This is a genomic window from Allolucifera butyrica, assembly GCF_900476375.1.
In the GTDB taxonomy this organism is placed as follows: domain Bacteria; phylum Bacillota; class Negativicutes; order Sporomusales; family UPPP01; genus Lucifera; species Lucifera butyrica.
Genome location: NZ_UPPP01000127.1, coordinates 103,955 through 116,672, shown reverse-complemented (window position 1 = coordinate 116,672; position 12,718 = coordinate 103,955). Strand labels below are relative to the sequence as shown.

The window sequence follows — 12,718 nt, the reverse complement described above, 5'->3', positions numbered from 1 at the left end:
TCCATGAATATCTCTTCTACAGACTTGGCATCAAGGCTTCAAGGCACTTATGCCGATTTAGTAAGTACAGGGCTAACGGATGTTCAACACGACAATTACTATTTTCTTACTGCCAATCGCGGTGACCCAGAGCTGCTAAAAATAGCAAACTGGGATATTCAGTCCATCCGTCGCGATTTTCCCGCACTACAGCAAATGATAAACGGCCGACCGCTCATCTGGCTGGATAATGCGGCGACAACCCACAAGCCGCAATGTGTAATCACGGCGGTATCTGATTTTTACGCTAAAGACAATTCGAATGTCCATCGTGGAGCACATACTTTAGCTAAACGCGCCACCGACGCCTATGAAGGAGCACGGGAAAAAATCCGGCGCTTTATAGGTGCGGACTCCGCTGAGGAAATCATTTTCGTCCGGGGAGCTACGGAAGCCATCAACCTTGTCGCCCAAAGCTACGGACGCATGGTGGTCCGGCCGGGCGACGAGATTATTCTCAGCAATCTTGAACATCATGCGAACATTGTGCCCTGGCAGCAGTTGTGTGAGGAAAAAGGCGCCTTGCTAAAGGTAATTCCGCTGAACGATTGCGGCGAAATCATCCTGGATGAGTATGCGAAGCTGCTGAGTTCTAAAACCCGTCTGGTAGCAATTTCCCATGTATCCAACTCTCTGGGAACGGTTGTCCCAATCAAGGTTATGATTGACATGGCCCACACTCTGGGCGTACCGGTGCTCGTCGATGGTGCACAGGGTATTCCGCACTTTAAAGTTGACGTCAGTAATCTCAATGCAGACTTTTACGCTTTTTCCGGTCACAAGATGTTTGGCCCTACAGGCCTTGGCGTCTTATATGCAAAAAAATCGTTGCTGGAATCCATGCCGCCGTGGCAAGGGGGCGGCAATATGATCAAAACAGTTACTTTTGAACATACCACATATAACTCGCTGCCAAATAAATTCGAGGCCGGTACCGGTCATATTGCCGGCGCCGTCGGACTGGGGGCTGCCGCCGATTATCTTACCCGTCTCGGTTCCAAGCCAATCGAAATATACGAACAAAAGCTGATGGTATATGGCTGCAATGCGCTAAGCACCATTCCCCGTTTACGCCAGGTTGGCACCGCCGCCCAAAAGGCCGGAGTCTTGTCTTTTGTGATTCCGGGCGTCTCCTCGGAAGGGCTCGCCGAATATCTTGACCGTCAGGGAATTGCTGTGCGGGTAGGGCACCATTGCGCCCAACCGTCACTGCGCCATTTTGGCCTGGATAGCACGATCCGGCCATCGCTGGCTTTATATAATACCTTTGCCGAAATCGACCAGCTGGTTTTAGCGGTCGAAAAATTCTTGTATAACGGAGGTTTGAAGAATGGATAATGATTTTCTAGGAAGCCATAACAGCGTGACTACTCAGGCTGCAAGAAATCTGGCAACTACTACAAAATCCCTGCTTATGATGGAGGAAATTACTCCCCGTTGGCTTCTGCAGTTTCTCCCCTGGGTGAATGTCACTGCAGGAACCTATCGGGTCAATCGCATTAAGGTTCTGTTTAAGGAGACGGGAAAAGTCGGTATCAACGAGCAGGACGGCCAGTTCTTCGTCGAACCCGGTCAATTACGGCGGATTTCACTGTTTTACGCGGCGACCGATGAAGAACTATCCCTGCTCGCTGATAGTTTTATTATCGAACAATATCAAAAAGATCAAGTCATCGTCAACGAGGGGGATTCGGCAAACAAGCTACACATTATCGCCAAAGGTGTTGTAGAGGCAACTACTTTTGGCGAGCGTGGGCAGAAACTGCAGATAGGTATATTATCCAGCGGTGATTACTTTTCCGAATTTGCCTTGTTAGAGAACAAACCCTATAGCGCCACCATCACCGCTTTATCGGCCGGCAGCATGTTAACCCTGGACCGGGAAAGAATTGACACCCTGTTCAGTAACCGTCCGGAATTGAGAAAATGTCTGGAACAAAATCGCCAGGGTAGCAGCGAATGGAATAAAACGAACGAGCATGGCGAACACAAAATAAGCATCCAGGCGGGACACGAAGGCGAATGTGAGCTTCCGGAAACCTTTGTAGACTATGTAGAGCAGCCGCGGGAATACCCCCTAAGCCTCGTTCAGACTGTGATCAAAGTCCACACCCGCGTCACCGACCTGTTTAATGACCCGATCAACCAATTAGAAGAACAGGTACGGCTAACCATTGAAGCAATGAAAGAAAAGCAGGAATGGGAACTCCTTCATAATAAAGAATTCGGCCTGCTTCACTCAGTAGCCCCGTCAATGCGCTTACAGCCACGCTACGGTCCGCCGACACCGGACGATATGGATGAACTCCTGGCGCGGATTTGGAAAAAGCCCGCTATATTCCTGGCACACCCCAAAGCCATAGCTGCCTTCGGCCGCGAATGTACCAGACGGGGCGTTCCTCCCGTTACAGTGAATATACATGGATCGCCCTTTTTGACCTGGCGTGGCGTTCCTATTGTACCTTGCAATAAAATGCTGGTAAATGGAAAATCAAAGTGTCAATGCAATGCCGGAACGACCAATATATTGTTAATGAGGCTGGGAGAAAAGGAACAAGGGGTCATCGGCTTACACCAATTAGGTATACCCGATGAAATCATGCCCAGTTTATCAATGCGCTTGATGGGTATTGATAATAAAGCACTCGCTTCCTATCTATTTACCCTATACTTCTCTACTGCAGTTTTGACAGATGACGCACTTGCCTGCCTCGAAAATGTGGAAGTAGGATTTTACCACAACTACTCCATATAATCCTTGGCGCATAAGGCTATGTAACCCTTTTGCAGAATACCCTTTACTTCGGTAGAGGGCATTTTGCTTTTTATTCTACTCTCACTTCGGCGAGAGATATTTTTTGTGAGCTACCGCGTCCCCAAATCCTCATCACTTTTCCGTCCTCTTTCTGCATAAATTTAACAAATTACTTGATAACTACTCCATTTGTACTCTTCAGTCCTTGCTGTCAGGTTTGCTCGCTAGTAACATTTCCATCTCAGTTTACATAGGATACTATCAGATAACCAGGCTGAAATACGGTAGGGAGTCTATATATCCCCTATAAAATCATTTCTAGCAAACTAAAAAATGGTTAGAACTATGAGTATCATATACGGGGCATCTGCCAACCCTGTCGATACGATTCTCGTGAAGAACCTGCAGCCGCAATCCATAATAGGAGATGATAATGGGAATGGAAAAAGCGAGAATACCATCACACACATCCACAAAAAATTCAAGCTCACAAGTATGGAGCTTTGTTTCGGCCCCTAACTTACATCCCATGAAGGTTATTATTAATGTGAATAGACCAGGAACCGCTTCCGGCTTACTATTCGTTGCACCATATACTTCGTATGAGGCAACTATGATTGGGCAAACAGGCGCACTGATCATGGATCAGACTGGTAACCCAGTTTGGTTTAGACCGCTTGATAGTATATTTAAACAAAATATGGACTTTAGGCTGCAATCCTACAAAGGAAAACCCGTTCTTACCATGTGGCAAGGAACGATATCGGGAACTCAGTCTGCAAATCCTAATCTTCCAGCAGGAGACCCTGAACCAGGTGCTTATTACCTGATCCTGAATCAGAATTATAAACTTATAAAAAAGCTTACTGCCCAAAAAGGATTCACTGCTGATGTGCACGAGTTTACTATTACAAATCGGAATACTGCTTTGTTTACCGCTGTAAAACAAGTACCGGCAGACCTAACACCTTATGGAGGTCCTGCAGATGGGTATTTTGATAATTATTCCATTCAAGAAGTCGATCTCCAAACAGATCAGCTTCTTTTCTTCTGGAATGTGCTTACTCATGTTGACCCGGCCGGCTCAATGTTGCCTGCATCATCTGCAACAAGCTCTAATAATATTTGGGACTGCTTCCACGTAAATTCAGTTGAAGAGGGGCCAAATAATACTCTCCTAATCAGCATGCGTAACATGTGGGCCATTTATAACATTGATAAAGAAACGGGAAATATAATTTGGCAGCTTGGTGGCAAGCAAAGTGATTTTACTTTTGGTCCAAACGCAACATTTTCTTGGCAACATGATGCACGACATAGACCGGGAAATAAGATAAGTTTGTTCGATGATGCTTGTTGTGCTTCTTCAAGCTCCCCGCCTGAGGGTCCAGCGCATGGTTTAATTCTTCAGCTCGATTTTCGAAACATGACTGCCGATGTCGATCGAACATATTATCATAATCCAAATCTAATTGTTGAAAGTCAAGGAAATGTCCAAAAACTATCTAATGGAAATCAGTTTGTTGGCTGGGGACAGAACCCATATCTTTCTGAGTTTGGAAATGCCGGTAATACTAAGAAAAATCCATCATTAAATTTTCTATATGATATGCGATTTCCTAATCAAAACATGTCTTATAGAGCGTTTAAAAATAAATGGGTAGGTTTGCCGTGTTATCCACCCAGTATTGCTGTAAATCAAACATGTGAAGACGCGGCGATTGTTTATGCTTCATGGAATGGTTCCACTGAAACTGTCGCCTGGCAAGTGCTAGCGGGGCCATGGCCTAATAGGTTGTCAGTGGTTGTGAATAGCACCCCTCGTACCGGATTTGAGACAGATATTGATGTTAATTCAGCTGGTCCATATTTTCAGGTAAATGCATTGAATTCATCCGGCCAAATTATTGGTATATCCCGGATTGCTCATGCGGATGAGTGGCAGTATTAAAACAAGAGGTACATTTTTTTGTCCCGATACGGAATTATGTATTCCATTTGAAGGAATATGCAGTGAGAATAGTTCAAATTGAAATGAATGACTAGGTGACGGGGTGAGTGACAACTATCTAATAGTAAATTCCTTGTTGTCAACAACCCCGTCCCCTGTAAGACAATGCCCGTGACAATGCTCCCGTGACACCCGGTTAACAATGAAACAACCTAGACTATCGTAGTAGTGCTAGTAGTAGTAGCCATCGTTGAAGTAGTAGTCGCAGTAGTGGCTGTCGTCGTAGTAGTAGTTGTTGCGTTAGGACTGACAATAGGAGGAAGATAGGCAAAAAAGTTGGTTGCTATCTGTTGAATATCTCGCGGTAGTCCTAAATTTGCAAAATTATTTAATGCCGCAGACTGCAAAGCCTGTAAAAGACTCGGATCGATTACAACAGTAGGTGTCGCAGGGGTAGCAACAGTAACAGTGGGGCCCGGCGCAATAGATGTATTGGGAGTAAGTGGAGTGCTCGGTTGCAAAGGCGCAGTTGGGGTGATTGGTGTCGTCGTATTAGCAACAACGACATTTGAGGCATTAGTCGGGTTCATCAAAAAAGCTAAATTATTATAAACAAAAATCTCCAATTCATCATGAAAATCAGGAGTCACTGGCATTTAGACCACTTCCCGGAGTAAGAAATTCTACTTACAGGATATGCATCGATCTACCATTTTGGTTTTATATTTTGGAAATCTTCTATCTACTATTCAATGACAGAAGCCATAGAAAAGTACTGAATGCCGGATAATATGAACTATAACCTAAATATATCCGCCTGTCAGCGGGTATTTTTTACAAAAAGTAAGCCCTCACTAACGTGAGGACTATATAAATAATAACATTCAGGAAATGAGAACCTATTAACATATTAGGAAGCTGAAGGAAAACTCCCCTAATTATTGATAAACTCTGACATAATCTACGTACATACTACATGGAAAATCAGCTATATTGGGTGTTGCCGGACCGGTAAATGTTCCGCTTATCGCCAAATTTAATAGAATAAACCATTTCTGATTCCGGAATTCCTCCTGATTGGAAGCGGAAATATCCTGTGTTTTGATTAAATTACCGTCCAAATAATATTTAATCGTCGTCGAGTTCCATTCCATACCGTATACGTGATATCCAGATACATCGACGCCAGTCGTCCAAGTCGGATTGTCACTAACGTTGGAACTTGAATAAGGATAGGTTCCGGTCCGTGTATCCCAAAACAGATTGCTGCATATTTGGCTATCCGAGTTCTTATGTTCCATAATGTCAATCTCGCCGCAGCTGGGCCAGTTGGTTGGCAACGTATCGTAGCCTCCTGCTGCTCCGTTAACCGTGGTATCACAAGAATCTCCCATCAGCCAGAAAGCCGGCCAAGTTGCGTTGACAGTCGGTAATTTGATGCGTGCTTCGACTCTGGCATATTGCCAGGATTGCAATCCTTTCGTTGTGATTCTGCCGGAAAACTGATACCAGTCGCGTGAGGCAAATACATAGGGATCACTGAGATATTCTGCTGTAATCACTAAATTATCGTTGCTTACGGAAACGTTGGATTGGCGATACCACTCCCATTCGCCATTTCCCCATCCATCAAAGCCACCGGCGCCGTTATTATAGCCATTTCCCAGTTGATAGTTCCAGTTGCTGCGGTTTAACGAAGAGCCCTGGAATTCATCGGACCAGACTAATGTATTATACATATATCCGGAAGAGCCGCCGCCGAACGTAAATGTTACCGTATCGCTGTCATACTGTACACCGTTAGTATTATAAGTAAAACTATAGGTAATGTTTGTGCCGGCGACTAGGTTGGAAACATTATATTCCCATTGGGCAGTATTGGCATTATAGCTGGTATAGACATTTTGCTGCGCCTCACCAGTAATCGAATAATGTACAATTACGTAATCGGCGCTCCAGCCGCCGGGTTTGAACCAAAAGGTTATTGAAGAGGAACCTGTCACGATAACACCAGAGGTAAATACGGGATTAGACATTGATTTCACTACCTTTCAATTTTTCTATGTTTCAAGACCGAAAAAAACATTCACCATCAGCATTTTTATGCTTCACCAAAACAAAAAATGACCGCGAAAGTATTCACAATTTCAATTGCAAAGTGTGCCACCTGTATAAGTATTGGTGGACAGCTTTTAAACCTCGTGTTTCCGAAATGATGTCGCCCGATTGAACTTTTGTCATAAATAAAATATAATGAAAATCGATTGATGAGGTGATGCCATGAAGATCAATATTGAAAATCATGTAGGTTATTTAATCCAGCAGATTTCCCATTTATTAGAGCAGCTATATAATAAGAATTTATTAAACGAAGACTTATCCATCTCCCATGCGAGGGTAATTTATCTTCTATATCAAAATGATGGCATGACCCAGTCTGAACTTCAGCAAGATTTGCTAATCAAAGCTTCTTCTCTTACAAAATTAATTGACGTTTTAGTAGAAAAGGGCCTGGTAAAAAGGGAAACTTGTCAGGAAGACGCCCGCAGCAGGCGAATTTATTTAACTGATGCGGGAAGGAAAAAGGAAGAAAACTTACATGAAATCAGAGAAAAAACCGAGGCCTATTTACTAAGCACCCTATCTGATAATGAGCGTAAAGACCTTATCTGCATGTTAAAATTACTGAAAAACAAAATAGTCTAAAATTTTGCCTATTTATTTAGTTTCCAAACTAAATAAATTTCGTGTTATAATCATTTTGTACTATAGAAACCGTATCTGAGGTGAATTTTATGAATTCTATAAATCAAGGGGTTACAGCACCAGCCATTATGGCTCGCAACCGTTTATGGATAGCGGCCATTTTAGGCTGTCTGGCCGGGATGGGGCCACTATGCACGGATTTATATTTACCGGCATTGCCGCAAATTGCAATTAACTTGAATGCAAGTGCATCGTTAGTACAATTCAGTTTGACGGCAACACTTTTAGGTATCGCAATCGGGCAAATTTTTATTGGGCCGAATAGCGATATTAACGGTAGAAAGAGGCCATTGGTAATATCTTTACTCGTTTTTATTATTGTCTCTTTCCTGTGTTCCTTGGCCTCTTCCATTTGGGAACTTATTATTTTTCGCTTCGTCCAGGGACTTGCGGGTTCCGGCGGAATCGTATTATCCAGGGCGATCGCGTGTGACCTATATTCCGGGCCAGAATTAACAAAGTTTTTTTCATTATTAATGCTGATTAATGGAATTGCGCCTATTTTTTCACCGGTGATCGGCGGCCAAATTCTTGCGTTAAGCAACTGGCAGGGAATTTTCTCTTTGCTAGGTTTATTTAGTATAATATTAACTCTGGCAGTGATTTTGGGCATGAAAGAAAGTTTGCCCGAAGAACGCCGCACGGCGGGAAGTTTGAATGCAACCTTCACTATGTTTCACCAGCTCTTTGACGATAAGAGTTTTGTCGGGTACACGCTAGTACAGGGTTTTATTATCGCCGGCCTGTTTGCCTATATTGCCGGCTCCCCCTTTGTCCTGCAGACAATTTATGGCTTATCGGCGGCAACTTTTAGCTTTTGCTTTGCAGTTAATGGATTTGGAATTATGCTATTTGCCCAATTAACAGGATATTTTACAGGTAAGTTTACCGAAAAACAAATACTTGTTTTCGGACTCACCCTGGCATTCCTATGCAGTATGCTTTTACTGGCAATGAGCCTAATTAAGGCACCCATCTTTTTCATCTTGATACCGCTATTTATCATCGTATCGTGTATTGGAATCACTACAACAGCCAGCTTTTCGCTTGCTATTCGGCGCCAGCCGCACTTAGCCGGCAGCGCATCCGGCTTACTTGGTGTCGTATCCTTTATTTTCGGAGCCCTGGCGTCTCCTCTTGTGGGTTTGGGCAACGGAACAACAGCAATCCCCATGGCAATCGTAATAACCATTGCCAATTTATCAGCCCACATTAGTTATTTTAAATTAGCCAAAACAGAATAAGAACAAACATCAATAGCCTTTGCCAAATCATTGACAAAGGTTATTTTCATTACAGGAAAAAATTATTTTAGCGTAGTATACAGCTAATAATACTAAAATTCGGGGGTGAATCTCATGCCAAAAAAGGATTCTATCTGGGGAGTCGGTCCCCAAATTGCCATTAGCACTCTAATCTATCTTGTTCTCATGTTATATATAGATAAAATCATCCATAACCTTACTATTATCTCTGAAGAATTCTCCATACTCCATTTTCTAAGCGGAATATTAATTATCACCGGATTCGTGATTTGGTTCATAGCTGTTCGTACAATATTTACGATGTATAAGTTAGATTACCTCTATCGGGATGGATTCTACGCATTCTGCCGCCACCCGCTCTACGCAGACTTCATTGTTATTTTAGTTCCCGGCTTTTGCTTATTATCTAATTCCTGGCTTGTTCTTACAACCCCGTTTTTTATGTATCTTGCTTTTAGATACTTTATTAAGAAGGAAGAACAGCATCTCATTGAGCAATTTGGGGAAGCGTATATACAGTATAAGCAAGAAGTCAACGCGATCATTCCCAAAATTCATTTAAACATTCGAGGCTAATTAAAAAGGCAGGACAAAAATGCTTACATCGTATGAAATCTTCTAATTTCCAGGCAAAAACAAGCAGAATGTCTTTTAGCAGACAATATGTCTGTCATTGATGATTCACAAATATTGGAAACCCTCCTATACTTAAAAGAGTTACATTAACCATATCTTTTTTTAGCATAGGAGGGTAAATTTATGGATTTTAAATTTAGAAAAGACTATGTACAAGATTATGTCGCACCCTACGGCCAGGAAATTATGTATGGCAAAATTGCTTTGGAAGAGCATTATGAATCTCCTGACTGGGATGCCACCGGTGATCCGCAGAATGAAACAACCCGCGATAAAGAAGATTATTTTGAGGCAGTGAAAGCCCGCTTACATTCTGCTGAACGGCGTATTAGCGACATGGAAAGAAACGGCGTCGAAATGTTTATTATGTCTTTGACCCAACCAGGGGTGCAGGAAGTTCTTAATACCAAGGAAGCAGTCAAAATAGCTCACAACATGAACCTTTGGGTTTATGAAAACTATGTACAAAAATACCCCAAACGTTTTAATGCTTTTGCCGCTGTAGCCATGCAGGATCCTGCGTCAGCTTGCAAAGAACTTGAGTTCTGTGTAAAAGAACTAGGCTTTGTGGGAGCTCTTATCAATGGTTATACAATGAAAGACGACAAAAATAATGTCGAATACCTGGATGAACCGCAGAATTTTTGTTTTTGGAAAAAGATGGCCGAATTGAATGTTCCGTTATATCTGCATCCCCGTGACCCGGCTCCCAGCCAGCAGAGAGCTTACGAAGGCTATCCGGGCCTGCTGGGCTCAGCTTGGGGCTTTGGTGCCGAAACCTCGCTGCATGCCATACGCATCTTATGCAGCGGCATTTTTGATGAATTGCCTACGGCCAAGCTAATATTAGGACATTTGGGTGAGGGCCTTCCTTTTGGACTTTCCCGCCTTCAGCACCGTCTTAACAACCAAAAACCATGCGGTTCTCATAAGAAGCCGTTGACCGACTACTTTGAAAATAATGTTTGGATAACGACCAGCGGACACTTCCACACCCGCGCTTTTTTGAATACCCTTTTAGAATGTGACAATAATAAAGTAATGTTCTCCTCTGACACTCCCTACGAAAGTCTTGATGAAGCGGCTACTTGGTTTGACAATGTTCCGCTAAGTTACACAGAGCGGGTAAAAATTGGCCGGCAAAACGCTATTGATCTTCTAAATCTGAAAAATATTTAGATAGAAGCGCTCTATGTTATAATTAAGCTAAATCAATCGTTTTTCTGGCGGGGTGACTTGTAGCTATGGCCGACCGAAGAAAAGACAGAAGCAATACATATCTTGTCCAAGCGCTTGTCAGGCTGATGGAAAATCAAGATATCCAATCCATCACCATTCAGAACCTCGTTGATGAAGCGGAAATTGCCAGAAGTACTTTCTATTCTTTGTACGAGGATAAACAGCAATTTCTTGACAAAATTATAGAAGATATGTTTTCCCGTTTGCGGAGCGAAACCATGCCTGAAAAACCCTCAAAATCCGGTTTTCATGAAAAGGACAGATACAAATATTATGTCAAGCACTTTCTGTATATAGCTCAAAATGCAAATTTTTTCCGGGTTATGCTGAGCAACCATGGCTTGTCCTGTTTTCGTAAAAAAATGGAAGACAGTGCCAGGATAACGTATGCTGAAATTTTTAGTGACATTGATGAGACCAGACTGCCTATCCCCAAAGATTGCCTAATCCAATATCTTATTTCCGCTCATATGGGCATTACTTTTAAATGGCTGGAAGATAACATGAAATACAGTCCGTTTTATATGGCCGAAATGATAAGCCTTTTAACCTGCGAGGGAATTCTCCGTTCTTTATATCTTGACAATATGGTAAATTTGCCGAAATAGCTCCCACATTCCGCACCATTTTATGGCGACAATATTTCGAAGGCGTACACTCAAAATCATTATTTTTTCTGTTACAGAAGATAATTTCCACCACCTGCCATACAGAATCTTCTTCTTCTTACAAAGGACTGTGGTCCTGTTACCCCTTCTCCGGTGGGCGTCGCAATAGTAGGTGCATTTGTTCCAGTGCCGCCGATACCAAATGCTGACATTGTTCCACCATTTTGAACAAAAATAGTTGTATTTATAACTTTTCCAAAAGCAGTTACTCTGTTGATATCATTTGACCAAATCGAAGCGGAATGCTTACAATCATGCTCTGCAGCAACGGCTCTTTCCATTGCTGCCTGGAAGTCTTTGCAACGTACAATAGGGATAATAGGCATCAGCTGCTCTGTATGAACTAAAGGATCATCGTTCTGTGCTTCAAAAACAGCGATCCTAGGATCGCTATCAATCTTAATACCTGCTGCCTTTAAGATCACATTGGCGTGCTTACCAACATATTTTTTATTCGCAGTATAGTTACCATTTGCTGATTTTACAACACAAATACTCGTTAACTTTTTCCCTTCTTCTTCACTTGCGCGATAAGCACCTACCGCTTCTAACTCTTTCATAAAGTTATCAAATATATCATCTACTACAAATATTTCTTTTTCTGCTATGCAAAGCAGATTATTATCAAAAGAGGATGACCGGTAGATTCCCGCTGCCGCTTTTACTAAATCTACCGTTTCATCAACGATTGATGGCGGATTACCCGCACCGGCCGCAATAACCTTCTTACCTGATCTCATCAGCGTCTTAACCATTGCAGGTCCACCTGTTCCTACTAATAAGTTCACTGACGGATATGCCATGATTTCATCCAGTGAATCTAAACTGGGCTCAGCCAGCATAGTAAGCAAATTAACAGGTCCACCTGCTTCCGTAATGGCTTTGTTTACTAAATGTGCTGTCATGGCTGAAGTTTTCTTAGCCGCAGGATGAGCGTTAAAAACAACTGCATTTCCGGCTGCAACATTCGCAATACCATTTCCTGTAACTGTAGCGGCAGGATTTGTTACCGGTGTTACAGCACCTACAACGCCAAATGGCGCATAATATTCTACTGTAAGTCCCTTATCAGAAGCATACATGTTTTGTGGAATCGCCTCTGTACCTTGAGATAGCATAGCTACACCTGTATTTTTTGCTATTTTATCTTCAACTCGGCCATAACCTGTCTCATCAAGTTCCATCTGAGAAAGCATTTCTGTGTTCGCTATAATATTCTTACGGATACTGGCTATAAAACGATTTCTGTCTTCCAGTGTATATTTGAGCACTAGCTCCTTTTGGGCAGCCGTAGCTGCTGCGCACGCTTCTGTTGCTGTTTCAAATATTCCTAACGGTTCTAACTGTTTCATAAGTTTTCCCTCCTGTTTTTAACAGACAAGGACAAAGGGACGGTTAT

General features: G+C 42.6%; 11 protein-coding genes. 8 read left to right on the top strand and 3 right to left on the bottom strand.

Translation table 11 applies throughout. The features are described from left to right. Positions 1 to 3: 3 nt before the first annotated feature. The 3 genes from LUCIF_RS24120 (at position 4) to LUCIF_RS24110 (ending at position 4,745) form a co-directional block, all read left to right on the top strand. Positions 4 to 1,377 (top strand): cysteine desulfurase, encoded by a 1,374-nt coding sequence (locus tag LUCIF_RS24120; RefSeq protein WP_122630360.1) that lies wholly within the window; start codon positions 4 to 6, stop codon positions 1,375 to 1,377. Further along, positions 1,370 to 2,794 (top strand): family 2B encapsulin nanocompartment shell protein, encoded by a 1,425-nt coding sequence (locus LUCIF_RS24115; RefSeq protein ID WP_122630359.1) that lies wholly within the window; start codon positions 1,370 to 1,372, stop codon positions 2,792 to 2,794. Before LUCIF_RS24120 ends, LUCIF_RS24115 begins: the two co-directional genes overlap by 8 nt. Positions 2,795 to 3,227: 433 nt before the next feature. Next, entirely contained in the window at positions 3,228 to 4,745 is a 1,518-nt protein-coding gene (locus LUCIF_RS24110; RefSeq protein WP_207858407.1) for an arylsulfotransferase family protein, read from the top strand. Positions 4,746 to 4,957: 212 nt separating this feature from the next. Here the strand turns inward: LUCIF_RS24110 and LUCIF_RS24105 are convergent, their stop codons facing one another. Continuing rightward, positions 4,958 to 5,401, bottom strand: a complete 444-nt coding sequence (locus LUCIF_RS24105) for a hypothetical protein (protein WP_122630358.1) — start codon at positions 5,399 to 5,401, stop codon at positions 4,958 to 4,960. Between the two features lie 282 nt (positions 5,402 to 5,683). Then, complete coding sequence (locus LUCIF_RS24100) at positions 5,684 to 6,781, bottom strand: glycoside hydrolase family 16 protein (RefSeq protein ID WP_122630357.1); 1,098 nt, start codon at positions 6,779 to 6,781, stop codon at positions 5,684 to 5,686. A gap of 244 nt (positions 6,782 to 7,025) precedes the next feature. Here LUCIF_RS24100 and LUCIF_RS24095 point away from each other — a divergent pair, with 244 nt between their 5' ends. From LUCIF_RS24095 to LUCIF_RS24075, 5 genes are all read left to right on the top strand, one after another. Continuing rightward, complete coding sequence (locus LUCIF_RS24095; RefSeq protein ID WP_122630356.1) at positions 7,026 to 7,451, top strand: MarR family winged helix-turn-helix transcriptional regulator; 426 nt, start codon at positions 7,026 to 7,028, stop codon at positions 7,449 to 7,451. A gap of 89 nt (positions 7,452 to 7,540) precedes the next feature. After that, positions 7,541 to 8,755, top strand: coding sequence for a multidrug effflux MFS transporter (locus tag LUCIF_RS24090; RefSeq protein WP_122630355.1), 1,215 nt, complete (start codon positions 7,541 to 7,543; stop codon positions 8,753 to 8,755). A 114-nt stretch (positions 8,756 to 8,869) separates the two neighbouring features. Further along, a complete protein-coding gene (locus LUCIF_RS24085; RefSeq protein WP_122630354.1) occupies positions 8,870 to 9,352 on the top strand; it encodes a methyltransferase family protein in 483 nt (160 codons plus the stop codon). 183 nt (positions 9,353 to 9,535) lie between these two features. After that, positions 9,536 to 10,591, top strand: a complete 1,056-nt coding sequence (locus LUCIF_RS24080) for an amidohydrolase family protein (protein ID WP_207858405.1) — start codon at positions 9,536 to 9,538, stop codon at positions 10,589 to 10,591. A gap of 65 nt (positions 10,592 to 10,656) precedes the next feature. Next, the gene (locus LUCIF_RS24075; RefSeq protein WP_122630353.1) at positions 10,657 to 11,259 is read left to right on the top strand and encodes a TetR/AcrR family transcriptional regulator; all 603 of its coding nucleotides are present in this window, start codon (positions 10,657 to 10,659) and stop codon (positions 11,257 to 11,259) included. A gap of 71 nt (positions 11,260 to 11,330) precedes the next feature. Here the strand turns inward: LUCIF_RS24075 and LUCIF_RS24070 are convergent, their stop codons facing one another. Then, positions 11,331 to 12,671, bottom strand: coding sequence for an aldehyde dehydrogenase (locus LUCIF_RS24070; protein ID WP_122630352.1), 1,341 nt, complete (start codon positions 12,669 to 12,671; stop codon positions 11,331 to 11,333). Between the last annotated feature and the right edge of the window lie 47 nt (positions 12,672 to 12,718).

What these genes read in the sequence shown, in the direction of transcription:
- LUCIF_RS24070 (WP_122630352.1), bottom strand. Translation starts at nt 12,671, where the DNA reads ATGAAACAGTTAGAACCGTTAGGAATATTTGAAACAGCAACAGAAGCG.
- LUCIF_RS24075 (WP_122630353.1), top strand. Translation starts at nt 10,657, where the DNA reads ATGGCCGACCGAAGAAAAGACAGAAGCAATACATATCTTGTCCAAGCG.
- LUCIF_RS24105 (WP_122630358.1), bottom strand. Translation starts at nt 5,401, where the DNA reads ATGCCAGTGACTCCTGATTTTCATGATGAATTGGAGATTTTTGTTTAT.
- LUCIF_RS24120 (WP_122630360.1), top strand. Translation starts at nt 4, where the DNA reads ATGAATATCTCTTCTACAGACTTGGCATCAAGGCTTCAAGGCACTTAT.
- LUCIF_RS24090 (WP_122630355.1), top strand. Translation starts at nt 7,541, where the DNA reads ATGAATTCTATAAATCAAGGGGTTACAGCACCAGCCATTATGGCTCGC.
- LUCIF_RS24085 (WP_122630354.1), top strand. Translation starts at nt 8,870, where the DNA reads ATGCCAAAAAAGGATTCTATCTGGGGAGTCGGTCCCCAAATTGCCATT.
- LUCIF_RS24110 (WP_207858407.1), top strand. Translation starts at nt 3,228, where the DNA reads ATGGGAATGGAAAAAGCGAGAATACCATCACACACATCCACAAAAAAT.
- LUCIF_RS24080 (WP_207858405.1), top strand. Translation starts at nt 9,536, where the DNA reads ATGGATTTTAAATTTAGAAAAGACTATGTACAAGATTATGTCGCACCC.
- LUCIF_RS24095 (WP_122630356.1), top strand. Translation starts at nt 7,026, where the DNA reads ATGAAGATCAATATTGAAAATCATGTAGGTTATTTAATCCAGCAGATT.
- LUCIF_RS24115 (WP_122630359.1), top strand. Translation starts at nt 1,370, where the DNA reads ATGGATAATGATTTTCTAGGAAGCCATAACAGCGTGACTACTCAGGCT.
- LUCIF_RS24100 (WP_122630357.1), bottom strand. Translation starts at nt 6,781, where the DNA reads ATGTCTAATCCCGTATTTACCTCTGGTGTTATCGTGACAGGTTCCTCT.